The sequence below is a fragment of the Acinetobacter pittii genome, from assembly GCF_022449185.1.
Classification (GTDB): Bacteria; Pseudomonadota; Gammaproteobacteria; order Pseudomonadales; family Moraxellaceae; genus Acinetobacter; species Acinetobacter pittii_I.
The window spans coordinates 97,988-123,566 of the sequence record NZ_JAKUKO010000002.1; the positions used below are offsets into that span (position 1 = coordinate 97,988).

The following is a 25,579-nucleotide window of genomic DNA, read 5'->3' on the forward strand; positions in this document are numbered from 1 at the left end:
ATGTGATTATATAAGTAACCGTATCATCTCACGATTTTGTATATAGTGATCTTTAATAAGCGAGCAAATGCATGAGTCAACCCACTACACCATCTCAATCAGTTATTCCTGCTTGGGTGGATTCGTCGCTACTACAAGGCATGTTACGTGGAATAGAGCGTGAAAGCCTACGTATGCAAAGTAATGGGTTCTTATCACAAGAGTTACATCCGAAAGCATTAGGTTCAGCTTTAACACATCCAAAAATTACGACTGATTATTCAGAAGCGTTGATGGAGTTTATTACTTCACCTAAGCCAACGATTGAAGAAGCTCTGCACGAGCTAACCGATATTCATGCGGTTGTGCATCGTCATTTAGAAAATGGTGAAAAACTCTGGCCGCTGTCTATGCCATGTATGTTAGACGACAATGAAGAACGCATTCGTCTAGCGCAATATGGCACTTCTAATATTGGCCGTTTTAAAACACTATATCGCCGTGGGTTAGGAATTCGATATGGTCGTCGTATGCAGACCATTTCAGGGGTGCATTACAACTTATCTTTCCCAGATACACTTTTTGCTGAGCTGCAAGCTCATGAAACTGACGAACAATTAAAATCATTAAGTTTGCAGGATTACCGTAGCCATCGTTATTTTGGCCTTATTCGTAATTTTATTCGTTTAACACCATTGGTCATGTTCTTGGTGGGCGCGAGTCCAACGGTATGTCGCTGTTTCTTGACCGGACACAAACATCATTTGTTGCCTTTAATCAAAGGTTCATACTATTTACCGTATGCTACAGCACTCCGTATGGGGCGATTGGGCTATCAAAACTCAGCACAAAAAAGCTTAGGTATTCATTACAACAATTTGTCTGGCTATCTGGATGGTTTACAAAAAGCCGTTCATTCTCCTTACCCACCATTTAGCCGTTTAGGGTTAAATGATGCATCTGGTGAGCCGTTGCAAATTAATGATCATGTTTTGCAGATTGAGAATGAATATTACAGTCTAGTACGTCCAAAACAGGTGCCTCAAGCAGGTGAAACACCGTCTCAAGCTTTAAAAAATCGAGGCGTTGGTTATGTTGAGTTACGTGCTGTAGATGTAAATCCATACTCGGCAATCGGCGTTGATGAAACGACAGCAGGCTTTCTTGAAGTGTTAGCACTTTATTGTCTGTTAAGTGATAGCCCAGACTTGTTATGTCCTGAGCAAGACTTGGTTGAGAAAAATCAGACAGAGGTGGTCAACCGAGGTCGAGCGCCAAACGCAACCATTACAGATTTAACAGGGTCATATCACATCGAAGATTGGGCACGTTTATATATTGCAAAAATGCAAGATTGTGCACAGCTACTCGATCAGACCTATGCAACGGACTTGTATGGTTCAGCTTTGGCGGTCATGCAAGCACGAATTGATGAAGTTGATGAAACTTTATCTGCCCATGTCATTGACGATACGTTAAAGCATGGTGGAACTTGGAGTTTTGGTAGCCACATGGCTCAGTTACATGCTGAAAGTTATGAACAGCATGAGCTTAGTGTGGAAACTTTGAAACATTTTGAACAGTTGGCTGCGCAATCTTTACAGCAGCAAGAAAAACTTGAGCAAGATACCAAGATCAGTTTTGATCAATATCTTGAACAATATCGATAATAAAACGAGGTTTTACATGCGATTAAGTTACCGTTTGGTGAGTGGACTACTTGTTTTAGCAAGTATAGTCGGCATGTCTTTTGCGTTGTATCTGGAACATGTAAAAGGTTTAGAGCCATGTCCGCTCTGTATTTTTCAACGTGTTGGCTTAATGGCAATGGGCCTTGTAGCACTCATAGCCTTTTTGCATAACCCAGTTTCCAATGCGGTTAAACGTTTTTATGCATTTTTAGCAGGCATCGCAATTTTATGGTCAGTCGGTGTAGCAGGCCGTCATGTCTGGTTGCAACATTTACCACCAGATCAAGTACCAAGCTGTGGCCCGGGTTTAAATTATTTAATTGATGCCTTACCAATGAAAACGGTTTTACAAGAAGTATTGTCTGGATCAGGTGAATGTGCAGCAATTGATTGGACCTTTTTAGGTCAATCTTTACCAGTTTGGTCATTGGTCTATTTCCTCTTACTATTACTGGTCTGTTTATGGCAGTTATTCCGTTTTTATCCAGTGTTTAAGACTGCTAAAAAGTAAGTTTAAATAGATTAAAAAAAGCCCAATATTATGTTGGGTTTTTTTTATTGTTTTAGAATTAATCAAACTATAAAAAAACAAATTGAAAAAAAGAATAATGATGTAGACAGATAGTTCTGTTTTTTATAAAGTGCAGCCGTTTTATATCCTTATGATTATAAAAAATGCTTTTTAATATCTTTAATGTTTTGGAAAAAATAGGGTTAAGTGCGCAAAAACGTGCCGTTCATGTGCAATTTGCTAATGAACTACTCAATAGCCAAGTTTTTTTACAACGTATAGAAGGCCAACATCAGCTAAATGGGGGATTGGAAGCTGAGTTGATCTGCCTCTCAACGAGTGCCCAAATTGCATTGAAGCAGTTTATAGGTGTGCAAGTTGCCGTTGATCAGGTTACTGATTCTGGACAATTATTCCGAACTACAGGAATTGTAACAGAAGCGAGTTATGGCCAGAGTGACGGTGCTTTAACGCTTTATAAACTCACCTTAAAAGACGCGACAAACTTATGGCACAAGCGCCGTAATAGTCGTGTTTTTATGAATAAAAGCATTATTGAAGTCACAGAAGTTTTATTTAAAGAATGGCAAGAAAGAAGTCCACTTTTTGCGACAAGTTTAAGTCTCGACCTCAGTGGGTTAAGCCAGAGTTATGATATTCGCCCATTTATCATGCAGCACAATGAGTCTGACTATGACTTTCTTACACGCTTATGGCGAAGTGAGGGTGTTAGTTGGCTCATTGATGAAGCAGAGCTTTTTGTTCCTCATTTTACTGCACCTATACAACCTCAAAAACTTAGATTGGTTGATGATAATAGCCAGTACCAAGCTTTAGAACGACGCAGCATCCGTTATCACCGCAGTAGTGCGACAGAATATCAAGATAGCATTACAGGTTTTGTAGCAGTGCGGACTCTACAGCCGACTGCTGTACATGTGCAGCGTTGGCAACCTGATGCTCTAGCACATGAAGAAGGTGTAGGTTCAGTTATTACTACACACCTACATTCAGAGCAATTTGATTCAGCGAGTTTGAGCCTTGAACAAGCATGGCATGTTAGCCCTGCTTGGATGCAAGATTTGAAAGGGGAAGATCAGGCCACTGCTTCAAGTAGTAATCAGCTAGATAAATTAAATCAGCACTTCACTGACATGTATGCGAGTCAGGCCAAATACTTTAAGGCCTATAGTAGTGTCCGTGATAGCCAAGTTGGTTATTGGTTTAACCTACAGGAGCATCCTGAAATTGATCAGCATGAAGGGGCTGATCAAGAGTTCCTGATTATTGCTAAAAATTTTTATAACCAAAATAACCTACCGAAAGATTTACATCAGCAAGTGAGCCAGTTGTTAACCCAAAGTCGTTGGGATAAACATGGTTATGATGATATTGAGCGCCAAGGTAATGAGCTGACCCTAATACGCCGTCAGATCAAGACGGCACCTGAATATAATCCAGAACAGCATCGCCCAATTGCTTACCCGCAAAGAGCCAAAGTCGTGGGGCCAGAGGGAGAAACTATTCATGTTGATGAATGGGGGCGCATTAAGGTGCGTTTTCTATTCACCCGTAGTGATGATCATGGGCATGATGGTGGCGCGGGTAGCAATGACAATGATACCGACTCAGCTTGGGTGGATGTACTGACTCCTTGGGCAGGCGAGGGCTATGGAGCACGTTTCTTGCCACGTATTGGTGAAGTGGTGGTCATTGACTTCTTTGATGGCAATATTGACCGTCCATTTGTGACTGGGCGCATTCATGAAGCGCAGCGCTCACCCACCAAGTTCGATATAAAAGGGCAACTTCCTGCGACTAAAAAATTGAGCGGGATTCGCAGTCAGGAAATCAATGGAAGTGGCTTCAACCAATTACGCTTTGATGACACAACTGGGCAAATCAGTACCCAACTCCAAAGTAGTCATGCAGCAACACAGCTGAATTTGGGTAATTTAAGCCATCCGAAAGAACAAGCGACGAGTCAGGGTCGTGGTGAAGGCTTTGAGCTAAGAACAGATGCTTGGGGAGCTGTGCGTGCAGGTAAAGGCATGCTCATTAGTACCTATGCACAAGAGCAAGCTATTGCAGACCATTTAGAGGCGGCACAAGCACAATCCTTACTTTCACAAGGTTATGAAAGCATGAAAATGCTCAGTGAAGTTGCAGCAAAGCAACAGACTGATGCTTTGAACGTGATTAATCGCTTACCCAAATTCATCCAGTCACTTGAGCTAAAAACCACAGGACAGGCATTAAATAGTACGGTAAACCTATTTAAAGAAGGTATTAATAACGATCCTATTCACGCTTTAAAAGACTGTGGCGGCTTTATTCAAGACATTGGTGCACTAGGTGGAAATGCAAAAGGTGTCGTAGATGAATTTAATGCTTTCTTTACTGATGCCAAAGATGCGGTAGAAAATTTAAAAGCTTTCATCGAAAACGTTGAAGAACATGGTGCTGATATCGTTAAAGGTAAACTTGCCAGCATTAAAGATCGCATTCATAAAAATCCATTTGAAAGTATTCAAGAGGTCGGAAAAGTCTTAGCTAATGTCGAGACTAAAGACTTTGACATGATGAGTGTATGTGGAACATTTAGTAAAGGCAGTAAATTGGAAGTATCACCTTCTAAAGCATTAAGTTCTTTGCAAGGCTTTATGGAGGGCTATACCCAAGGTTTAGAAAGTAGTTCCGATACTAAACAGCAAGAACAAGGCAAAATTTTTAGACAAGCGCTTATGTTATTAGCATCGCCAAATGGCATTGCTTTGACGACACCTGAAAATATTATTTTGCAAGCTTCGCAAGATATTGCAGAAAGTGCTAGTGGCTCCATTAATTTAAGTGCACAGAAAAATATCATTGGGCATGCGCAAGACAAAATAAGCTTGTTTGCCGCGCAAAAGGGTTTCCGTGCTTATGCAGCAAAAGGAAAGCTCGAACTACAAGCACAAGACGATGCCATTGAAGCAATTGCTAAAAAGGTCATCAAGCTCATTTCTACTGAAGAAAAAATTGAGCTTACCAGTCCAAAAGAAATTGTATTAACGGCAGGTGGATCTCAGCTCAAAATTAATGCGGATGGCGTATTTTCAACAACAGGCGGCAAGTTTGAAAGTAAAGCTGGGCAGCATTTGTTTACGAGTGGAGCTAAGGTTTCTTATGAGGTTCCACAGCTTCCAAATACTGCTATGTATAGTAATAAGTTAGATGTTTATGATTTATTTTGGGAGAGCGATTTTAGTCAGTTTACTTATAAAGCTTTTATTCAAGAAACAAATTCATTTATCTCAGGAGCCTTAGATGAACATGGGCGAACTGGGAAAATTACAAAAGAAGACCCGTTTAATATAAAAGTTTTAGTTGGAAAAGAGCAAGAGCTGTGGGATGTAATTGTTGATGAATGGGATAATGAGGATTTTCTTTTAGGAGTAAAAAATAATGAAAAATAAATGTTTAGTAACCTTTATTTTATTAGACTTACTAGGGCATCCCATTAAAAATGCTAAATATCAAATAAAAAATGGTAATAATCTCATTGCTGAAGGATTAACAAATTCTAAAGGAGCGATTGTTGATATAAGTAGAGATAAAGGAGTTGTACTTGATGTTTATTTCCAAAATATTTTAAATCAGATGCAACTTATCAGCAGAGTTTGTCTTGAAAAAAGTCATGCTATCGTCAAGTTATATAGTCCATCAGTTTTAATAAAAACTCAGCTGAGAGAGAAAGGGAAGACTGGTCAATATAGTAGAAAAACATATAAAGTGAAAAAGGGTGATACTTTATTAAAAATTTCAAAAGATATGAATTGTAAAATTGAAGAGATTCAAAGAATAAATAAAATTAATGATGCAAATAAGATTTCGGAAGGACAAATACTAAAGCTACCTTTAAACAAAGGAAATAATGGAGAACCAAAGAAAATAAATAATAGTTCTAATATTAATAATGGAGTCGCTAAAAAGGATAATCATGATGATAAAGATGACCATTGGTTTGGTACATTAGCGAAAGCTCCGGATTGGATGCCAGATATTAGTGCAGATAAGATCTATAATCATATTAAAGATCAGATTCTTAATAGTACTGCACCAGAATTAAAAAATATGAATGCTGAAAGTCAAGATACTGGAAATCCAAAACAGAATATATCTAATTATAAACCCAGTATTATTTTCCCTTTTAAAGTAAAACCTATCAATGATATTGGTGGAGAACTATCAAATTATTATTGGGGAGCTAAACTCAATGATACTAATGCTTCAATGGCAATCTTTGGAAGAAATAGAAGTGGTAATAGAAAGCATGCGGGAAGAGATTTATATAGTAATTGTAAACCTGTCAGCAAAGCAGAAAGTGGCTTTGAAGTAGTTGCTATAGCACCAGGTAAAGTAATAGCTTCGCAAGGATTCTATCTACAAACTAATCAAGTAAGTATTAGGCATAAAACTGATGATGGTAGAGAGTTTGTAATTAGGTATGGTGAATTAGATCCAAAATCAATAACATTAAAAGTGGGGGATCCCGTTAAGCAAGGCCAAATATTGGGCAAAACAGGCGTAATGAAAAATAAGAATGGACCAGCTGCTATACCTATTGCTGGAAAAACAGCACATAATGTTTCAATGCTACATTTTGAATATTTTACAGGCAATGGTTTTTCATTAGATGATGCGTCAAATCTTACAATAAAAGAACATGGACTTTATTCGAGACGTGATGATATAGCTGATCCTTTAGCAATATTGTTAGAAGGATATAGAAATAGTTTTGATTTACAGTTGCCTCAAACTACTTCTCAGAAATCAATTGGAAATAGAATACCTATAAGCAATTTAACAACAAGTGCAAATGCAAGATTATTTGTTCAAGAATGGGAAGGAAAATATTTAACTCCTGATGGGCAAGGAACATACTATTACGATGATTCTAAAGGATATTGTACAGTTGGATGGGGACATCTCGTAGGTCAATCATCATGTAAAGCTTTAGGTAAAAAAGCTTTAAAAGATTTTATCTCAATATCTCAGACTAAAACTTATTTTGAAGAAGATGTTTTGAAACATGAAGCTTATGTCAAAAAAGCTATTAAAGTTCCTTTATATCAATATGAATTTGATGCTTTAGTATCGTTAGCATTCAATATCGGGAATATTGCTAGTAAAGCCCCAAATTTATGTAAGCTTATTAATGAAAGTAATTATAAAGATGGGCCTAAAGAAATGTTAGATATAAATAAAATAACTGTAAATGGGAAAAAAGTTCCAGATCTCGGTTTGACGAAAAGGCGTAATAGTGAATATCAATTGTTTATTAAAGGAACGTACGATGCAAGGCATTAATCTTAATTTTTTTAGTGTGCTATTAGTCTTTAGTTTGAGTGCCTGCTCAAATGCTGCAGATTATAAGCCACAACAGTTAGATGAGAAAACAGTATATAAAAATAGTGAGCATGATCTGAATAATACATATTCTGATATAAAAAGCTATATTAGTGATAATAAAAACGAAGTTAAGTATCTTGTTGATACTCAACGTTCTTGGTTGAGAAATAGAAATTTAAAATGTAATTTTAATGGGAAAGAAGCAAATAATGAAAATTATAAATGTCTGAGTGATTTTAATAACTCTAAAATTAAAGATTTAAGAATATCATACCTGGACTTTGATAGTTTAGAAGGGAACTTAATAAAGCCATTTAATTATAAAGATGGTGTTATAAAAGAATTAGAAGTAGGCGGGTGTTATTGTAGTGAAAGTACAATTAAGATTTTAAAAAATAAGATTTATATATATCAAGCTTGTGATCAAAAATTAAATGAACCACGTATATATAATATTGTTGGTAAGAAAAAAGATGAATTTTCTGTAGAGTATCAAATTGATACCAATAATAATAAAGTCCCAGAGTTTAATTTGGTGTTTGTAACTAATGGAAAAAATGTTTGGAATATTGTTCCTAAGGTTTTTAGAAAAGAAGACTTATTAAATTTAAATTTTAAAATTGGCTATACAACTGATGCGAATTTAAAAAATAAGAAAATTGATTGTAATGATTATGAGGAATAATTATAAATTATTAGAGCTTTGATTGTATTTTATAATAGTAATATTATCTAAAAAATAATATTACTATTTTACTAAAATTTAAAATGGAACTTATCCTAAATGAAGAAGCAACTTAAGTTTATAATTTTTACTTTTCTAATGATTGGTCCTATAGTATCTTCATACGCTGACTTTGGTTTTATTCAAGATAAGGATGGATACGTTAATGTACGAGGAAATTCAAGTTTAAATTCTAAAGTTACGTCCAAATTAAATAATAATGAAATTGTTTCTTGTGTGATGGATGAAGGGACAAATAATTTTTGTTTAGTTAATGCAAGCAATGGTGTAACTGGATTTGTCTATAAAAATAGAATAAATAATTTTAGTGGTTACACTTCTATTAAGCTATCTCAATATTCTAGAGAAAAGGTTGTCTATAGTGATAAAAATATAATAGTAGAAGTGGATGCAAAAAAAGCTATTTTAGATCCTAAACTTTATAAAACTTTTAAAGGTGAATATAAGTATTTTAATAATAAACAATTCTTTGGTACTGATGGTACTTTACCTAATAATGATTTTTTACAACTTGATAAAATCATAATTAAGGATAAAGATAAGAAAATAGAAATTGGTAAAAATGATATAGAGCAATACTTTTTTCCTAAAAATGGTATAGATAGTGACAAGAACGAGCTTGCTGATTTTAAAATATATTATTTAAATAATAATATTTATATTTTAAATACTTTTAATAATGGTGGTGCAGCAGCTTACAATATTGTTTTAAATATAAAAAATGGAAAAGTAATTGCCAATAAAGCTTGGAGGGCTGAAATTTAAAAATATTTTCTTTCTTCTACAAAAGTTAATTAATTAAAAAAGCCCAACATTAAGTTGGGCTTTTTTTACGTCTCTACAATTCCCTCTAAATCTTCGAGCTTATAGTTCGGCATATCAATAATATGGGTTTGAATACCTTCTTGAACGTAATCATTAGCATGAGGATATAACCAGCGAGTGATCTGTTCGGCAACACTCGAGTGATACTGAATTTCAAAATGATTTAAACCATAAAACACGGCTTTATGTGAGTCTGGAACCTTAAGCTGAAAACGTGGGTTAGGGTGTTCGCCTAGCGCGCTTTTTACACTCACTAAGTAGTCGCCAATTACGGTCAACGCTTTATTGCGCACCTTTTCAAATTCTAAGGTCCCTGCCACTAAAAAGGTGTTGATATGAGAAGGTAGCGGAGCAGGCGCGCGGTTATCATCCATCATACCAATACGAGCATCCATATGTTCCCAATCATCATCACGAACGCTGCCGTGGCGTAGGTCTAAAATACCATTACTCCGAATATTAACCAGTTGACCGAGTAAGCCGACAAAAGGGAAAGCCCCAAGTTTATCTTGTATGGTAAAGCCAAAGCGCTCTAAAACTGCCCCATGATGTGGAGAGCCAATACAGACTAGATTCTCGACCATATGGATCCATTGATACATATTTTGTTTGCCATAAAACAAGGCACTACGGGAAACCAGTCCGCCCATACTATGGCCAATGATATCAATGCTGGTAATTCTTGGATTACGTTGTACCAAGTCTTCTAATAAATTCGAAAAACTGCGTCCATTGGCTGAAATACGTCGGCCTGTATTGTAATTTAAATACAACATGGTGTTATGGTCACGCTGCGCTAACAGGCGCTCACCAATGCCGCCATAGTGTGCATTTGACCAACTCAGATGGTTCATACACAAACCATGAGCCAAAATCACAATACGGCCTGCAAGTTCACCTTGTTGTATTGCACCGTAGTGATCGTATAACACCATGGGTAAGGCGAGGGGGCTATGCTGTTTCAGTAGATAATCTCCAAAAATCCCATTCAAAATGCCGACTAAAAAATGTAGGCTTGGGGTGAGTGGTTTTTCGTGAAGTGTAGGATATTTTTCAATAATATGACGTAAGCTTGGCGCTAAAAAACAACTCCCATATTTTTGTAAAGCACCATAAGAAAATTGATATGCCTTTTGCACAAATGGTCGTTTTTGAAAGTTTTTAGCATTTTGTGTGCTCACACCAAAAGCATTTTTTAATACTTCAATATTAATAACTTGAATTAATTCATGTACACCATTTAAGCTGGTACTGAACAGTTGAGCTAAACCTTCTAATACGTCTGCCTGACTAGGTGGCGTACGATCCCATTTACAATAAGTTTCATGTAGTGGTGTTAAGCTCGGCATATCTTTTCCCCATATACGTTATAACCGACGTTTTAAGCTGTACTTTTTATCAACGGCAGCTAACGTTTCCATCTTAGTAGTTTAAATAACACATGTTTTTAAAATACTGATGAATGGTTAGTTGAGTGGTTTTTCTTGTCTGACAATAGTGTTTTTATATACAAACTGAGAACAAAAATGTGAGTTTATTCTCAATTTAGAGGGAAAATATATGAATATTATCTACCTCCATGGCTTTAATAGTAGCTCTCTTTCAATTAAAGGGCTGAGCCTTAAGCAGTATTGTAGCGAATTGGGCATAAATGTGCATTTGCCAGATTTAAACAGATCTCCTGATCTAGTGGTTGAGCAAGTTTCAGAGCTGATAGAGTCTTTACAAGATGTAGCCTTAGTCGGTAGTAGCCTTGGCGGGTTTTTTGCGACATATTTTGTCGCGAAATATAATGTTCCAGCTGTACTGATTAACCCTGCTATGCAACCATGGAAACTGTTTGATGAGTTATTTCAAGTTGAAAGTATGCCCTATGTGGTGAATGATCAATGGTCAATTGACCATGTTCAGTTACGGCAGTTACAACAACTGGAACTGAAACAACCTGAAAATGCCGACAAAATACTCGTCTTATTGCAACAAGGCGACGAAATTTTGGATTATCGTCAAGCACAACGCTATTATAGTGCTGCAACGCCATCCTCATTGATTTTGACGGATGCTCATGGCAATCATGCTATGGAAGATTTTGAAGAAAAATTACCGTTAGTGATCGAATTCTTTGCGCACACCATCAAATAAGGAAAACGTACAACGTGACACAATATACGGCTCAATCGCTTGAAGTCCTTTCTGGTTTAGACCCTGTTCGTCGTCGTCCAGGGATGTATACCGATACGACTCGACCTAACCATTTAGCCCAAGAAGTTATTGATAATGCTGTTGATGAAGCATTAGCGGGTCATGCCGACAAAATCTGTGTCACGGTTTATAAAGATGGTTCATTGTCTGTTGAAGATAACGGCCGTGGTATGCCAGTGGATATTCACCCTGAATATGGCCAAAGTGGTATCGAAATCATTCTGACCAAGCTCCATGCGGGTGGTAAATTCAGTACCGATAACTATCAGTTTTCAGGTGGTTTGCATGGTGTGGGGATTTCAGTTGTAAACGCTTTATCAACACGTGTTGAGGTCGAAGTTCAACGTCAGGGTAACCTATACCAAATGGCCTTTGAGCAAGGTGAACCAGTGGCACCTCTAGCTGTTCTCGAAGGTAAAGCTCCAAAGCGCGCGACAGGTACAACGGTACATTTTTGGCCAGAAGCGAAATATTTTGATAGTCCAAAATTTGCTTTAAAAGCACTTAAACACAATTTAAAAGCTAAAGCTGTTTTAGCGGCTGGTTTAAAAATTATCTATATCGATCAAATTAACGATGAAAAAATCGAATGGCAATTTGAAAATGGCCTCGTTGATTATTTGATGGATGAATTACAAGACCGCGAAATTTTGCCAAATCCCGCTTTTGTGAGTAATGGTCAGGCAGACCGTGCGGCGTGTGAATTTGCGATTTGCTGGAATGTAGAAGGCGGTGAGCAGGTTCAAGAAAGTTATGTGAACCTGATACCAACCGCACAAGGTGGTACTCATGTGAATGGTTTACGTTCAGGTGTAACTGAGGCATTACGTGAGTTCTGTGAGCTACGTAACTTGTTGCCACGTAACCTCAAACTTTCGGCAGAAGATGTATGGGATGGTGTGAACTATATTTTGTCACTGAAGTTCCAAGAACCGCAGTTTTCAGGTCAAACCAAAGAGCGTCTTTCGAGTCGTGAAGCATCCAATATTGTTTTAAATATTGCTAAAGATGCTTTTGCACTCTGGCTCAACCAACATGCTGAAATTGCCATGCAATTGGCAGAAATGGCGATTTCTAAAGCTGGTCGTCGTTTAAAAGCAGCAAAAAAAGTCGAGCGTAAAAAGATTGTTTCTGGCCCTGCTTTACCGGGTAAATTGGCAGATTGTGTTGGTCAAACACGTGAGGACAGTGAGTTATTTATTGTCGAGGGTGACTCAGCAGGTGGTAGTGCCAAGCAAGCGCGTGATAAAAACTTTCAGGCGATCATGCCAATTCGTGGAAAAATCTTAAATACATGGGAAGTTTCTTCAGATGAAGTACTCGCTTCCCAAGAGGTTCACGACATTGCGATTGCGATTGGTGTAGACCCAGGCAGTGATGATTTATCTGAACTCCGTTACGGTAAAATCTGTATTTTGGCCGATGCTGACTCGGATGGTTTACACATTGCGACTTTGCTTTGCGCTTTATTCGTTAAACATTTTCCAGCATTGGTTGAAGAAGGACATTTGTATGTGGCAATGCCACCATTGTTCCGTATCGACATTGGTAAAGATGTTCATTACGCGCTTGATGATGATGAACTTGAAACTATTTTGAAAAATATTAAAGGTAATCGTAATCCGCAAATTACCCGATTCAAAGGATTGGGTGAGATGAACGCGATTCAATTACGTGAAACGACTATGGATCCGAACACGCGTCGTTTAGTTCAGCTCGATCTAGATGATGTGCATCTAACGGCAGGTTTACTCGACAAGTTACTTGCGAAAAAACGTTCGGCAGATCGTAAGCAGTGGCTTGAGCAGAAGGGTAACTTAGCTGATATTACTGTTTAGCAAAATGAAAAAATCCCCGTTCAATTGACGGGGATTTTTTATATAAACCTAAGATTGTTAGAAATCACCACAACGATTTCTGCTATTAAGGTTTAGATCATTAAAATAGACAGATCTGTATATGTTAATTTAGGTCGTAATTTTTATAACCTGTGGAAATTGAAAAACATCACAATTTGCTCCACCTCCAATTCGATCTACCACTGCAAAATCACTCGGCGCTTCAAAGGTAAGCAAAGGATGATGCCATGTGCCTGCCCGATAATTAATACTTTGCTTTCCATTCGAGACGAAAGCACATAGTTTTGAAATATCAGGAGTATTTTCGTCCAAAGCGGGTGCCACGATAATTAAAAACTTTTGTTGCTGTAGTGGAATAAATGCCTGAGAGCCTTTCGGATGGCGTTCTAGCATTGAAATTTCTAGAGGCAACACACTGGCTTTAATATTACGGAAAATACTAATTCCTGCCTTTGCTTCCCCTTCAATTTCAGTTTCAACGAGCGCATGGTAGCGCTCGGTGTGGGCATCATTAATATGAAAAAAGTCATGCCCGTCGCAACAGATGACTTCTCCAAAGGGCTGAAAGTTTTCAATTGTTAAGGGCTGAATTTGAACATTCTTCATTATCATGACTTGGCAATTTTCCCCCATAAACGAACACGGCTAATACCACCATCTGGAATCATATTAATACGAATATGCGAGATTTTTTCATGTTGTAAAATCTCATTCACATATTCATGAATATGATCCATTTGCATCGGTTGGGCTTCTAGTAAGTACGACCAGAACATACTTTGAGGAATTAACTGTGCATCGGTTGCATTTTCAAGGTAAACCGCCTGAATAGATACTTGGGCAGGGAAGTTTCCTTTAAAATGAGCTGTATCAATTTCAAGTTTCTCAATTTTGCCGCTTTTACCCAACGCAAGAATACACCAGTCATAACCCGGTGCACGGCGGCGTTTGGTTTCCCATCCATCGCCCATATTGACTCCGCGGCCTGGGTTAATCAAATTACGCGGGTGTCCAAAATGAGCATCACTATAAGCAACTACACGGCCACCATTTTCAAGGGCTAATAAATCGAGAGTTTGTTCGCTGTCAGTTACCTGAATATGAACATCACCATAGACACGTAAACGGGCAATACCGCCATCTGGGAAAATATTAAGGCGTATATGAGTGAAAAGTGCATCATTATTGATCATAAAAATATGATGCTGGCTCGGGCCTAGTTCAGTATTTCCTAAAACATTCTCCCATTTTGCCCCTGTCAGGTCCCCATTTGGTGCATAACATGCTTCTAATGATGCAGATGCAGGATAATTTCCTGTAAAAAAGCTGGTATCAATATCAAGAGCAGTGATTTTTCCACTTACACCAAGCTTCACGATACACCAGTCATAGCCTGCATGACGTTTACGGCGCGTCTCCCATCCATCCATCCATTTGCCGTTGTCATCAAATTTATCTTCAACAAAAATAGGTGCATCAAATTGCAGCATACGCTTTGCTTCTGCAAAGAAATCATCTGAACACTCAATGACTTGTGCACCAATTCGGGCATCTGCCAAATTGGTTTTAGTATTCAAAATCTCAGGAAGTTCAAAAGCTGGAGCGTGCAATGTTGCCATAATGGAGTATCCGTATTTCTTGTTAAAAACATGATTTTTCATTTAAAACTGCGCCAACACAGAGCGTGCTGAGACGAGTTTTACACGTAAATATATAAGCATGGTGCATGCCAGTTTTGTGGAAAAGCTAAATAAATTTTGAACGATGGCATGTTTTTAGCATAAGCACCCTATAGGTGAATATCTATAGGAGAGTGTTATGAATGTGGTGATTATTGGTGCAGGAATGGGAGGTCTAACCACAGGCATTGCATTAAAGAAATTTGGTCACCAAGTTCGCATTTTTGAGCAAACTGAAAAAATTCTTCCTGTCGGCGCTGCAATTTCGCTGTGGTCGAATGGTGTGAAATGTCTGAACTATCTGGGATTAACTGACAAAATCGCCAAACTTGGTGGACAAATGGATGATTTGGCCTATGTGGACGGTTTAACTGGAGATGTGATGACACAATTCAGTTTACTGCCATTAATTGAAGAAGTGGGCCAAAGACCTTATCCGGTTGCACGTGCTGATTTACAAAATATGTTGATGGATGAATTTGGTCGTGATCAGATTTATTTAGGCAAAAAAATGGTCAGCCTTGAAGACAAAGCTGATTATGTCGAGGTTCATTTTGCAGATGGTAGCTCAACGCAGGCCGATCTATTAATTGGGGCCGATGGTACGCATTCACTGACTCGTGCCTATGTGTTGGGCCAGCAAGTACAGCGCCGTTACGCGGGTTATGTAAACTGGAATGGTTTGGTTGAGATATCTGAAGATTTAGCTCCGGCCCAGCAATGGACGACTTATGTGGGCGAAGGCAAGCGAGCTTCTTTAATGCCAGTTGCAGATGGAAAGTTCTATTTCTTTTTAGATGTGCCTTTACCAGCAGGATTAGATAATAATCGAGATGAATATAAAAAACTTCTAAAACAATATTTTGTTGATTGGTGTCAACCCGTACAGCAGCTTATTGAACGCTTAGACCCGCAAAAGACCAATCGGGTAGAAATACATGACATTGAACCGTTTACTCAATTTTATAAAGGTCGCGTGGTGATTTTGGGTGATGCTGCACACAGCACGACACCTGATATTGGGCAAGGCGGTTGCCAGGCCATGGAAGACGCGATTTATTTAGCGCGTTCTCTGCAAATTAACACTTTGGGGCTAGAAGATGCTTTGCGACGTTATCAAAACAAACGTAATGAACGTGCTAATGAATTGGTACTTCGTGCACGCAAACGTTGTGATGTGACGCATATGAAAGATGAAGCTGTTACTCAAGCATGGTATGAAGAATTACGTCGTGAACAAGGTGGGCATATTATGCAGGGGATTATTAGTAATATTGTGGGTAATCCACTCGATTAAAACAAAAACAGCAAGGAATTTTCCTTGCTGTTTATCTTCTAAATTTGGATTTTAGAAGTGGTATTTAACCAATGCACTAACGTTATTTTCGTCGGCACCTTTAATACCAAATTTGTTATTCCACACTGAGTGCTCGATACCTAGGTATAGGCGTGTATCAGGAGAAATGTGTTTGCCTACATTCCATTTCCACTGAGTTGTCCAGTTTAACTCGCTCGCATGGTCGCCTTCAGCAGTTGACCAATCAAGGAAACCGTCTACCAAGAAATCTTCAGATCCTAATTTTAATGGAATACCATATACGAATGTCATTTGATAATCGTCGTCGATGTTCTCATTATTTGCACGGTAGAAGTTTAAATTTGCATATTGGAAATATGGGATATCTAAATCAACTGCAAAACCATAAAGGAAGTTATCGAAGTTATTGCCGTCTTCACTGTTACCTTCCCAAGTAGTACTGATGAGTACATCTTTGATTGGGCCATACGACAGTTTTTTACCAGACACTTCGCCTAAACTTAGTCGTGGTGATAACTCGAAGTAAGTACTCTTGTGGTCATTTTCACCACGCATGCGGTCCATAAAGAAAAACACATCAGCGTATTTAACTTTCGCTGCATATTCCAAAGTAATCGTGGTTTCTTTGTCATCTACAACTTCATAGTTTTCACCATAAAGTCCAGTCACACTAAAATCTTGCCAGATTGGTTTCGCCTGAACCATGGCAGTTGCAGAAAACAAGGCACAAGTCGCCGCAAGTTGCTTTAATTGCATTTAAATGATCTCCCCCCAAATAAAGCACGCTAAGGATACAGGGTCTTAAGCAAAAATGAAGCCAAATTTGATCAACGGTTAAAAAAAGGCCCACCGAAGTGGGGCACTAAAAACTAAATCTTTAATGAGTATTTCTTGTATTTATTGTTTGGCTCAAATGTCGGGTACGCGAGCTACGAAATGAAGGTAAATGATTAAATAGTAAATTCAATAAGATAGCAAAAATACAAGTTGAACTAATGCCCGAATGGAACAAAGTTTGTACCCAAACTGGGAAATGAGCATAAAACTCATGGTTAATAATTGGGATCATCCCAGCTGATAAAGCGGTTGCGACAATAATTAAATTTTTCTGATCGTTATAATCTATCTTTGCCAAAGTGCGGATTCCACTCGCTGCAACCGACCCAAACAAGACCAAACCTGCACCACCAAGTACGGGCATTGGAATCGCTGCAATCAAACGACCCATAATAGGTAGCAGACCTAAAATAATCAGAATGACACCACCTGCTGCGACTACAAAGCGGCTTTTGATGCCTGTAATCGCAACCAGTCCAACATTTTGGGCAAAAGCGCTTTGCATGAATGAACCAAAGAGAGGCGCAAAAGCACTGGAAAACATATCTGCACGAACACCATTGGCGATACGTTTTGAATCGACTTCAGTTCCTACAATGTCTCCGACAGCAATAATATCGGCTGTGGTTTCCGTCATAATCACTAAGGTAACGATTAGCATTGATAAAATTGCACTTAGCTCGAAAGTCGGTAAACCGAAAGCAAATAAGTGTGGAAATTGGAGCCATGCGCCTGAACTCACCTGACTAAAATCACCAAAACCCATGAAGTAGGCGAGGATAGTACCAGCCACAATAGCCAACAAAATTGATAAACGACGAATGCTTGCTTGCGGCAGCATATTCAGAACAATCACAATGCCTAAGGTCAGCAGGGCCAAAGAGATATTTTCTACGCTCCCCCAGTCAGGTGCTTTATTGTTGCCACCCATCATCCAGCGAATCGCAACGGGTAACAAAGATAGACCAATAATCGTGATGACGCATCCTGTCACAACAGGTGGGAAAAAACGAATAATTTTAGAAAAGTAAGGTGCAAGACACAGTCCAATTAGAGATGCAGCAATGACCGCGCCGTAGACAGCAGGTAAACCACCGCCTGTAGTGATAATGGCGACCATGGTTGCAACACCCGCGAAAGATACACCCTGTACCAGAGGTAATTTTGCGCCTAGATATTTGGTACCGATGGTTTGGATCAGGGTTGCCAATCCACCTACAAATAGCGCAGCCGCAATTAACATTCCGATTTGTGCTGAGCTTAAGCCTGCTGCCGTTCCAATAATCAAAGGCGGGGCTACAATCCCACCATACATGGTCAGCACATGCTGTAAGCCGTAAGCAAAACTTTTGGAAATTCCTAAATATTCATGCTCTGGAGAAATTGTATTTTTTTGCTGATGATTCATATTTTTCTCCTATTCATAATTGAGTTAGCTACCGCGATAAGTGGAGTAAGCAAACGGGCTGATCAGTAATGGAATGTGGTAATGCTGATTGATGTCTTCTATAAAAAATTGGATACAAACACGTGGGAAAAAAGTCTTAATTTGCTGCGATGAAAAATAAGGAGCAATTTCAAATTCAAGCTGATAAGCACCTTTTGCAAAGTCTGTTATGCTAAAATCACTCACTCGACCATCTTGATTAGTGGTGGCTGTCGCTATCAGCTCATGGGTTGCTGCATGAAACAACTTCACTTCTACGTCTGCAGCTGGTTTACCTAAATTCGTATCTAAAATATGAGTGCTGATCATGCTTGTATTTCCTGAGATAGACGTAATAGAGCAATCGCTGAGAGTTGCTCATGTACAATTACTTTTTCGATAGCTAAGTCGTTTTGTAGTCGTTCATGTAGCTTTTTTAAAATTTCATCGCTACTGAGGCCTGCCGCTTTAATTAAAAAAATAAAGCCAAACTTTTGTTCATAATCAAGATTACCTTGCAGCAGAGCTTGTTGTGTTTGTTCATCTAAAGAAATGCCAGCTTGTTCTTTAGATGAAAAATCTTGCTCTTTTGCATTGAGTTGTTTTTTAGCTTGGCGTTCACCAATTTTTGGATGGGTGGCTAATGCCGCTAGTATCTCTTGCCATGACCACATTTGACTTAACTGTTCTGCATATTCCAAAAGAGATACTTTTGTTGAATAGGGACGATTTGAGATGATTTTTTCGGCCCATGCTTGAATGTGGACACAGTTTTTTAACAAAGTCTTGAGTTGTTCGGGCGGGGCTTGATTAAACTCGGCTAAAAACACTGTCATTCCTAAACTCATTGTCTTGATATAGAGTTTTAGCAATAACAGTGCCAATAGCGAGTTTTAATTCGCTTAAGGATTTTGAAAATTAAAAATCAATTATTTAGTTATGTGATTTTTATACCAATGTTCAGCAATATCCTGACGACGACATATCCAGACCCGATCATGCATTTGAATATAGTCGAGAAATTTCTGTAATGCTTTAAAACGGCCCGGGCGTCCTAAAATGCGGCAATGCATTCCAATCGACATCATTTTTGGTGCAGTTTCTCCCTCTGCATATAACACATCAAAACTATCTTTCAAATATTGAAAAAACTGTTCTGAACTATTAAAGCCGCCTGGTGAACAGAACTTCATGTCGTTACATTCTAAAGTGTAAGGAATAATCAGATGAGGACGTGATGCACCCTCAGCATTGGTAAGCGTTGTCCAAAAAGGCAGGTCATCACCATAATAATCAGAGTCATATTGTATTTGTGGAAACTCTGCGAGTAACTGACGTGTATTGGGGCTGTCACGTCCGGTATACCAACCTATCACTTTATTTCCAAACAAGTTTTCTAAGACTGTTAGAGCCTGTTCCATATGCTGTTTTTCAACTTCAATATCGGTATCTTGATAGTGAAGCCAGCGATAACCATGAGAAACCACATCGTAATCAGCTTGCTTAATCGCTTCTACAATATAAGGGTTGCGGGCAAGCGCCATTGCAACTCCAAAAATAGTCATTGGAAGTTTGCGCTTTTGGAATTCACTATGAATGCGCCAAAAACCAGCACGTGAACCATATTCGTACATAGAGTCCATCGACATATGTTTGGCTGGGTAACTTGCGGCACCAATAATCTCTGATAAAAACTGTTCTGAGCCATCATCGCCGTGTTCAATATGCTTTTCGCCACCTTCTTCATAATTAAGCACAAATTGCACAGCAACCTTGGCATTGTTAGGCCATTTAACCTGTGGCGGTTGCCCGTGATAACCGATTAAATCACGTGAATAAGGAGACTTCTGGATTTGCTCAATAAGCTCTGCTCCAGATAGATAAGATTTGGACACGATTGCTCTCCTTTTGTTCAATTTTTCATAAAAATTTAAAAAATCAGCTTGCATATTTTTATAGATGGACTGATATTGAAGATATGAAGATCTTCAAAATAAATTAAAAGCAGTACGTTTAAGTCAGGAGATAACAAACCATTACACCATCAAAATGTACAATTGAAGTCAGTTCATGCATGCTTAAAACATGCCAACATAAAAAAGTTTTGCATAGAAAAGATCCACAGTAAGAAAGAGAGGATGGTATTTATGAATATTGAAATCCGCACAGATAAAAACATCCATAACAGCGAACGTTTAATTACTTATGTACGTGCAGAACTTACTCAAGAATTCCAACGTCATAGCGAACGTATTACGCATTTTTCGGTTCATTTTAGTGATGAAAATGGGGACAAAGGTGGTGACAAAGATATCCACTGTATGATTGAAGCCCGTCCTGCTGGTTTGAAACCAGTTGCAGTGCACCATAAAGCAGGAAATATTGATGCTTCAATTCATGGCGCGATTGAAAAATTAAAACGTAGCCTTGAACATACGTTTGAGAAAAAGGAACACCCGAGAGGTGGTCAACCAGAATTCATTGATGATGAAGTTTAATTTAAAATCCTAAAAAGCCCTTCGGGGCTTTTTTTATATTTAATGAAAATAAAACTATTCACAACATTAGGTTTGCAATGCGATGCAATCAACCTCTAAAATCTTCAGAAGAGATTAGGCATAATAGCCCTAATATATTTTTGAGAGATGGTCATGTTAACCACCCAGCAGCAAGCTTTAATTAAAGCCATAGAAGAATTAGAACTCGCGCAAGTGCAAAAATTACTTGCTGAAGGACTTGATCCGAACTTTATTGATCCGGAACAAGGGCCACCTGTATCAATCATTTGTGATGGAATTTTTAAATGGTGGGAAGATGTATCAGAAGCTTATGAAGCGGGTACACCACTATCACAAGAAGAAAAGCAACAATCATTACAGGTTTACCTCGATATACTCGAAGCGTTGATTCAAGCCAAAGCGAATGTACACCTTTGGGATGCAGAAGAGTTTTATGGTCCGTTATGGGATGCGGCAAGCTCGGCATGTGCGCCAGCTGTTCAACGTTTATTAAATGAAAAAGTTGATCCAAACACACGCGATGAAGAGGGACTCACTATTTTATCTTCAATCAGTCAGTTGTTCTTTGATTGCGACTTTGATGAAATAGATTGGTCAGAAGCGCTTCAAGAAGAGCGTGAAACATTAGAATTATTGCGCCAACATGGGGCAAAAATGTCAAAAGAACTAACTACTTGATTGGATAATAGAATGAGAACATTTCAAATTTTAACTTTTGCTCTGACCACTGTTGCTGCTGGAAGTACTTTCGCTGCGGAGTTTTCTTTTGACCGCCCAGGTGCTGGTATTGGAACAGGGATTACTCCGGTTGGTAAATTGGCTTGGGAACAAGGTTTGCCAAGTGCAACTTATACAGAGTCAACGGTTGATGGTGTTAAAGAAAAGACCGTAACTGTAAATGAGGATATGTTATTCCGTACCGGTTTAGCCGAGGGCTTGGAATTACAATTAGGATGGCAAGGTCCAGCATGGACTCAAACCAAACGTGCTGGTAAAAAACATGACACTTCAGGCTTTGGTGATGTCAGCATCGGTTTGAAAAAAGCAATTGATCTAAACGATGAAAACTTATCAATGGCTGTGTTAGCGGAAGCGATCATTGCCACTGGAAATGATGAATTTACTGCACATGACGATATTTATAGCTTAAGTTCAGCAGTCGCTTATAAATATAATGACTTAGTCGGCACATCAATTACCATGCGCTACGAAGTACAAAATAGTAACTGGGCAGTAACTGCAATCCCGACGATTGATTATAAAATCGCAGGTAAGCTGTCAGGTTATTCTGAGTTTATTTACCGTAAAGCTGAAAGCCAAGACTACGAATATGGTTTAGGGACAGGTTTAGTCTACGCCGTAAATGATCGTACTCAGCTCGATGCAAGTATCGGGGTTGATTTAGAGGGTCAAGACAAGAGCTACAACGGTGGCTTAGGCGTGGCATTCTTGTTCTAATCGAAGCAATTTAAATTTATGTTAATGAAAAAGCTTATTCATCAGGGAATTCTTTATTTTCTAGCAGTTGCTGTTTGTGTGTTTAGCCAGTTGGTTTCTGCGCAAGATAAGTTACTCTCACCCGAACAAGCTTTTTCATTTTCGGTTGAATCTTCTGAGCCGCATACCGCGAGTTTATCTTGGCAGATTCAGCCAAATTATTATCTTTATCAGCATAAATTTTCTGTACAACAAGGTACTCAACCTTTAACTTTAAAGTTACCTAAAGCGGTTGCCCAATATGATGAAAATTATGGGCAAAGTCAGGTTTACTACCATCAAGTTAATTTCCAAATTAAGACTAAGCCTTCAGAGCACTATAGTGTGACTTGGCAGGGCTGTGCCAAAGACCGTATTTGTTATCCACCTCAAACCATTGAGTTTCAAACCGATGCAGATGGCTTGGTGGGTGTGCAAAACCAAGCAGGAACAGCGCCAAAACGATTACTAGATTTAGCGAATACACAATCCGACACTTCCTCGGGTTCAGAATCTTTAGAAAAAGAGCAGAGTACAGAGACAGCAGCTGATACAACTACACCTCAAATTGCACAAGATCAGATCTGGTCAGCTAAATTAATTGAACACTCGCTTTGGTATGGAGTTTTATTATTTTTAGGTTTAGGCATGTTGCTCGCATTTACGCCATGTTCTTTACCGATGCTTCCTATTTTAACTTCACTGATTATTCGCGAACATAAAGGTTTAAAGGCTTGGACCATTGCGCTTACTTTTGTGTGTAGCATGGCATTAGTTTATGCAGGCTTGGGTTTAATTGCTTCTTCGGCAGGCTTAAATTTCCAACGCTGGTTACAACAGCCAGCAACTTTAATTGCTTTTAGTTTGCTGTTTATTGTTTTTGCGCTGAACTTATTTGGTTTGTTTGAGCTTCGTTTACCTCAGACATGGTTAAACCGACTTGACCGTATTCAGTCAATGCAACAAGGCGGTACTTTGGTCGGTGCTGGGGTTATGGGTGTCGTTTCTGCGCTTTTGGTGGGGCCTTGTATGACCGCACCTCTCGCTGGAACTTTATTATTTATTTCTCAAACGCAAAATCAGTGGCAAGGTGCTTTGCTTTTATTCTGCCTAGGCTTTGGAATGGGAATTCCGCTATTGCTGGCAAGTATTTTAGGGGCAAAATTCTTGCCTAAAGCGGGCGACTGGATGCATCAGATTAAAGTAATTTTTGCTTTTCTGATGTTGGGATTAAGTCTTTATTTTATTCGTCCTTTGCTGCCAGATTTGGGCATGCAAGTGCTTAGCCTCGTATTAGGCCTTGCTTTTATAACCTATGCTGTTTATCAGTTTTTCTGGAAAAAAGGGCAGCTACAGTGGCTCTATGCGATTTTATTATTAATCGTTACCCCTTTTGTAGCCTATAACCAATATCAACACATTCAAAATCGAACTTTGCAAAGTTCTGACCACATGGCCGAGTGGCATATTGCAACTACAGCAGCGGACTTTGAGAAAATTTTAGTGGCAGCACCTACTGACCGAGCTATTGTGGTTGATATCTACGCAGATTGGTGTGTTGCCTGCCAACCGATTGAGCACCGTATTTTAAAAGCACCAGAGGTTCAATCTGCTCTTGCACCTTATTATTTAATTAAGCTTGATTTGAGCCATTATGACCAGTCGCATGAAGCGCTACTCAAGCAGTGGAATATTTTAGGGCCACCGACCTATTTATTTTTAAGCCCAGAGCAAAAAGAGATTCGTGCTTTACGTTTAACGGGCGCTTTTAGCCAGCAAGAGCTTTTGCAGCAACTCGCGAGTTTGGCAAAATTCAAAGAATCATAAGGTATCGATAGCTTCGGTCTGATGAAATGTACGTACCTGATTACGTCCCGAAGCTTTTACTGCATAGAGTGCTTGGTCAGCCTGCCGAATAACCAGATAAGGATCTTGTGCAAAAGCTGAACTGCTTATTCCAAAACTCGCACTAATGTGAATAGGATTATTTTGAGCGGTAAAAACAGGTAATTCTTGTAAAGCACAGCGACAACGCTCAGCAATTTTTTCAGCTTGAATAATATCGGTGTGGGGGAGTAATAAAATAAATTCTTCTCCACCAAATCGACCAATAATGTCCTCACTGCGCAAATTATCAGAAAGGCACTGCGCAATTTCGATTAAGACCTGATCCCCTTGGTGATGTCCGTATATATCATTAATTTTTTTAAAATGATCGATATCAAGAAGTACTACTGCATAATCAAATTGTTGTTGGTGTAGCGACTCTAAATGTGTGTTTAAACTACGTCTATTTAATACATTGGTTAAAGGGTCGATTTGGCTTAGACGTTGAATATAAGTTTCTCGCTGACGCCATTGGGTGAGTAATATTTCAAATAAAATAAAACAGGCCAATAAAATAGGCATAATAAAAAAAGCCATACTTCCTAACCAAAACGGATTAGTTTGGGCTCGTTGCATAGCAATAAGATTAAATAATGGCGCATAAGGCAAAACACCTTTCATACTTAGATACGTACATATTGTTAAAATAATCGTCGCAGGTATAAGGGCGCTATAAACAATTTTCCGCTCGAATAACACCAAACCCACACCGATAGTACCTACATAACCGACCATAGTGGCTGGACTGATACTGCCAATTAAATATCCATCGTGGCATAGCATGAGTGCAAAGAATTGTACACTAATCAAAGGAATAAATTTTTGAGCCCATTCGTCATTTTTGTAGCGATAACAGGGGATTATCAAAGCGCCTAATAAAAATAAAGTAAATAAATTGAGCAAGATTTGTGATTCGACTAAAGGCAGATTTGCCCATTGCCAAACGCTTGGCGTAATTAAAATATAGCCTTTCCATAAAATCCAACTGAAATTCATTGCACAGGCAAGTGTGAGCATCAGTGCACTTTTTTGTAAGGGAGTCCAGTTGATAATGTGATTATTGTGGATGAAATCGATTATCACCTGTTTTGTTCTATGTATTGGATGAGTGATTAAACGATTTTTCATAGTAAGTAAGGGCTCCTAAATATAGATGCCTCTTTATTGGACCATCCTAAAATTGGATTGTTTAAATAATTTATATTTTAAACATAACATGATTTTCAATTTA

22 protein-coding genes are annotated in these 25,579 nt (G+C 38.5%); 13 read left to right on the forward strand and 9 right to left on the reverse strand.

Going from position 1 to position 25,579, the window contains the following annotated elements:
• The first annotated feature begins 71 nt into the window (after nt 1-71).
• The 6 genes from gshA to MKX14_RS06535 all read left to right on the forward strand — a co-directional run bounded on the left by gshA (nt 72) and on the right by MKX14_RS06535 (nt 9,085).
• Nucleotides 72-1,649 (forward strand): glutamate--cysteine ligase, encoded by a 1,578-nt coding sequence (gene gshA, locus MKX14_RS06510; protein ID WP_005066727.1) that lies wholly within the window; start codon nt 72-74, stop codon nt 1,647-1,649.
• A 16-nt stretch (nt 1,650-1,665) separates the two neighbouring features.
• On the forward strand, nt 1,666-2,181 hold the full coding sequence (locus MKX14_RS06515) for a disulfide bond formation protein B (protein ID WP_032009493.1): 516 nt from the start codon (nt 1,666-1,668) through the stop codon (nt 2,179-2,181).
• Between the two features lie 164 nt (nt 2,182-2,345).
• A complete protein-coding gene (locus MKX14_RS06520; protein ID WP_108009725.1) occupies nt 2,346-5,639 on the forward strand; it encodes a type VI secretion system Vgr family protein in 3,294 nt (1,097 codons plus the stop codon).
• Nucleotides 5,629-7,533, forward strand: coding sequence for a glycoside hydrolase family protein (locus tag MKX14_RS06525; RefSeq protein WP_240282081.1), 1,905 nt, complete (start codon nt 5,629-5,631; stop codon nt 7,531-7,533). The genes MKX14_RS06520 and MKX14_RS06525 overlap by 11 nt, the downstream gene beginning before the upstream one ends.
• On the forward strand, nt 7,520-8,260 hold the full coding sequence (locus tag MKX14_RS06530) for a lysozyme inhibitor LprI family protein (RefSeq protein WP_108009727.1): 741 nt from the start codon (nt 7,520-7,522) through the stop codon (nt 8,258-8,260). Before MKX14_RS06525 ends, MKX14_RS06530 begins: the two co-directional genes overlap by 14 nt.
• Before the next feature lie 99 nt (nt 8,261-8,359).
• Nucleotides 8,360-9,085: an SH3 domain-containing protein gene (locus MKX14_RS06535; RefSeq protein ID WP_108009729.1), complete on the forward strand. Its 726-nt coding sequence runs from the start codon at nt 8,360-8,362 to the stop codon at nt 9,083-9,085.
• A 65-nt stretch (nt 9,086-9,150) separates the two neighbouring features.
• On the opposite strand, the gene MKX14_RS06540 is transcribed toward MKX14_RS06535, so the two are convergent.
• The gene (locus MKX14_RS06540) at nt 9,151-10,494 is read right to left on the reverse strand and encodes a hypothetical protein (protein ID WP_108009731.1); all 1,344 of its coding nucleotides are present in this window, start codon (nt 10,492-10,494) and stop codon (nt 9,151-9,153) included.
• 211 nt (nt 10,495-10,705) lie between these two features.
• Here MKX14_RS06540 and MKX14_RS06545 point away from each other — a divergent pair, with 211 nt between their 5' ends.
• A complete protein-coding gene (locus MKX14_RS06545) occupies nt 10,706-11,287 on the forward strand; it encodes a YqiA/YcfP family alpha/beta fold hydrolase (protein ID WP_005066751.1) in 582 nt (193 codons plus the stop codon).
• Between the two features lie 14 nt (nt 11,288-11,301).
• Nucleotides 11,302-13,185: a DNA topoisomerase IV subunit B gene (gene parE, locus MKX14_RS06550; protein ID WP_057106181.1), complete on the forward strand. Its 1,884-nt coding sequence runs from the start codon at nt 11,302-11,304 to the stop codon at nt 13,183-13,185.
• 129 nt (nt 13,186-13,314) lie between these two features.
• On the opposite strand, the gene allA is transcribed toward parE, so the two are convergent.
• Both allA and alc read right to left on the reverse strand, forming a co-directional pair.
• Nucleotides 13,315-13,818 carry an ureidoglycolate lyase gene (gene allA / locus MKX14_RS06555; protein WP_205668745.1) on the reverse strand — a complete coding sequence of 168 codons (504 nt, stop codon included), beginning with the start codon at nt 13,816-13,818 and terminating at the stop codon, nt 13,315-13,317.
• Nucleotides 13,815-14,825 carry an allantoicase gene (alc, locus tag MKX14_RS06560; RefSeq protein ID WP_046811819.1) on the reverse strand — a complete coding sequence of 337 codons (1,011 nt, stop codon included), beginning with the start codon at nt 14,823-14,825 and terminating at the stop codon, nt 13,815-13,817. Before alc ends, allA begins: the two co-directional genes overlap by 4 nt.
• 199 nt (nt 14,826-15,024) lie before the next feature.
• On the opposite strand from alc, the gene hpxO reads away from it, so the two are divergent.
• Nucleotides 15,025-16,182: an FAD-dependent urate hydroxylase HpxO gene (gene hpxO / locus MKX14_RS06565; RefSeq protein ID WP_086266280.1), complete on the forward strand. Its 1,158-nt coding sequence runs from the start codon at nt 15,025-15,027 to the stop codon at nt 16,180-16,182.
• A 51-nt stretch (nt 16,183-16,233) separates the two neighbouring features.
• Here hpxO and tsx read toward each other — a convergent pair whose 3' ends face one another.
• The 5 genes from tsx to puuE form a co-directional block, all read right to left on the reverse strand.
• Nucleotides 16,234-16,959, reverse strand: coding sequence for an outer membrane protein OmpK (tsx, locus tag MKX14_RS06570; RefSeq protein ID WP_240282082.1), 726 nt, complete (start codon nt 16,957-16,959; stop codon nt 16,234-16,236).
• A 121-nt stretch (nt 16,960-17,080) separates the two neighbouring features.
• Entirely contained in the window at nt 17,081-18,448 is a 1,368-nt protein-coding gene (locus MKX14_RS06575) for a nucleobase:cation symporter-2 family protein (RefSeq protein ID WP_240282083.1), read from the reverse strand.
• Nucleotides 18,449-18,472: 24 nt separating this feature from the next.
• The gene (gene uraH / locus MKX14_RS06580) at nt 18,473-18,796 is read right to left on the reverse strand and encodes a hydroxyisourate hydrolase (RefSeq protein ID WP_046811817.1); all 324 of its coding nucleotides are present in this window, start codon (nt 18,794-18,796) and stop codon (nt 18,473-18,475) included.
• Nucleotides 18,793-19,296 (reverse strand): 2-oxo-4-hydroxy-4-carboxy-5-ureidoimidazoline decarboxylase, encoded by a 504-nt coding sequence (gene uraD, locus MKX14_RS06585; protein WP_046811825.1) that lies wholly within the window; start codon nt 19,294-19,296, stop codon nt 18,793-18,795. Before uraD ends, uraH begins: the two co-directional genes overlap by 4 nt.
• Before the next feature lie 99 nt (nt 19,297-19,395).
• Nucleotides 19,396-20,361, reverse strand: coding sequence for an allantoinase PuuE (puuE, locus tag MKX14_RS06590; protein ID WP_046811816.1), 966 nt, complete (start codon nt 20,359-20,361; stop codon nt 19,396-19,398).
• 252 nt (nt 20,362-20,613) lie between these two features.
• On the opposite strand from puuE, the gene MKX14_RS06595 reads away from it, so the two are divergent.
• The 4 genes from MKX14_RS06595 to dsbD all read left to right on the forward strand — a co-directional run bounded on the left by MKX14_RS06595 (nt 20,614) and on the right by dsbD (nt 24,288).
• Nucleotides 20,614-20,964 carry an HPF/RaiA family ribosome-associated protein gene (locus MKX14_RS06595; protein ID WP_002053923.1) on the forward strand — a complete coding sequence of 117 codons (351 nt, stop codon included), beginning with the start codon at nt 20,614-20,616 and terminating at the stop codon, nt 20,962-20,964.
• 153 nt (nt 20,965-21,117) lie between these two features.
• Entirely contained in the window at nt 21,118-21,663 is a 546-nt protein-coding gene (locus MKX14_RS06600; RefSeq protein ID WP_032062527.1) for an ankyrin repeat domain-containing protein, read from the forward strand.
• A gap of 12 nt (nt 21,664-21,675) precedes the next feature.
• Nucleotides 21,676-22,443: a transporter gene (locus MKX14_RS06605; RefSeq protein ID WP_046811815.1), complete on the forward strand. Its 768-nt coding sequence runs from the start codon at nt 21,676-21,678 to the stop codon at nt 22,441-22,443.
• Nucleotides 22,444-22,461: 18 nt separating this feature from the next.
• Complete coding sequence (dsbD, locus tag MKX14_RS06610; protein ID WP_240282084.1) at nt 22,462-24,288, forward strand: protein-disulfide reductase DsbD; 1,827 nt, start codon at nt 22,462-22,464, stop codon at nt 24,286-24,288.
• Here the strand turns inward: dsbD and MKX14_RS06615 are convergent.
• Nucleotides 24,283-25,476 carry a GGDEF domain-containing protein gene (locus tag MKX14_RS06615; RefSeq protein ID WP_240282085.1) on the reverse strand — a complete coding sequence of 398 codons (1,194 nt, stop codon included), beginning with the start codon at nt 25,474-25,476 and terminating at the stop codon, nt 24,283-24,285. The two genes, dsbD and MKX14_RS06615, sit on opposite strands and share 6 nt — an antisense overlap.
• Nucleotides 25,477-25,579: the final 103 nt, after the last annotated feature.

Excerpts from the sequence above, each read along its gene's own strand:
- gshA (WP_005066727.1), top strand. The coding sequence starts at position 72 with ATGAGTCAACCCACTACACCATCTCAATCAGTTATTCCTGCTTGGGTG.
- MKX14_RS06515 (WP_032009493.1), top strand. The coding sequence starts at position 1,666 with ATGCGATTAAGTTACCGTTTGGTGAGTGGACTACTTGTTTTAGCAAGT.
- MKX14_RS06520 (WP_108009725.1), top strand. The coding sequence starts at position 2,346 with ATGCTTTTTAATATCTTTAATGTTTTGGAAAAAATAGGGTTAAGTGCG.
- MKX14_RS06525 (WP_240282081.1), top strand. The coding sequence starts at position 5,629 with ATGAAAAATAAATGTTTAGTAACCTTTATTTTATTAGACTTACTAGGG.
- MKX14_RS06530 (WP_108009727.1), top strand. The coding sequence starts at position 7,520 with ATGCAAGGCATTAATCTTAATTTTTTTAGTGTGCTATTAGTCTTTAGT.
- MKX14_RS06535 (WP_108009729.1), top strand. The coding sequence starts at position 8,360 with ATGAAGAAGCAACTTAAGTTTATAATTTTTACTTTTCTAATGATTGGT.
- MKX14_RS06540 (WP_108009731.1), bottom strand. The coding sequence starts at position 10,494 with ATGCCGAGCTTAACACCACTACATGAAACTTATTGTAAATGGGATCGT.
- MKX14_RS06545 (WP_005066751.1), top strand. The coding sequence starts at position 10,706 with ATGAATATTATCTACCTCCATGGCTTTAATAGTAGCTCTCTTTCAATT.
- allA (WP_205668745.1), bottom strand. The coding sequence starts at position 13,818 with ATGATAATGAAGAATGTTCAAATTCAGCCCTTAACAATTGAAAACTTT.
- alc (WP_046811819.1), bottom strand. The coding sequence starts at position 14,825 with ATGGCAACATTGCACGCTCCAGCTTTTGAACTTCCTGAGATTTTGAAT.
- hpxO (WP_086266280.1), top strand. The coding sequence starts at position 15,025 with ATGAATGTGGTGATTATTGGTGCAGGAATGGGAGGTCTAACCACAGGC.
- tsx (WP_240282082.1), bottom strand. The coding sequence starts at position 16,959 with ATGCAATTAAAGCAACTTGCGGCGACTTGTGCCTTGTTTTCTGCAACT.
- MKX14_RS06575 (WP_240282083.1), bottom strand. The coding sequence starts at position 18,448 with ATGAATCATCAGCAAAAAAATACAATTTCTCCAGAGCATGAATATTTA.
- uraH (WP_046811817.1), bottom strand. The coding sequence starts at position 18,796 with ATGATCAGCACTCATATTTTAGATACGAATTTAGGTAAACCAGCTGCA.
- MKX14_RS06595 (WP_002053923.1), top strand. The coding sequence starts at position 20,614 with ATGAATATTGAAATCCGCACAGATAAAAACATCCATAACAGCGAACGT.
- MKX14_RS06600 (WP_032062527.1), top strand. The coding sequence starts at position 21,118 with ATGTTAACCACCCAGCAGCAAGCTTTAATTAAAGCCATAGAAGAATTA.
- MKX14_RS06605 (WP_046811815.1), top strand. The coding sequence starts at position 21,676 with ATGAGAACATTTCAAATTTTAACTTTTGCTCTGACCACTGTTGCTGCT.
- dsbD (WP_240282084.1), top strand. The coding sequence starts at position 22,462 with ATGTTAATGAAAAAGCTTATTCATCAGGGAATTCTTTATTTTCTAGCA.
- MKX14_RS06615 (WP_240282085.1), bottom strand. The coding sequence starts at position 25,476 with ATGAAAAATCGTTTAATCACTCATCCAATACATAGAACAAAACAGGTG.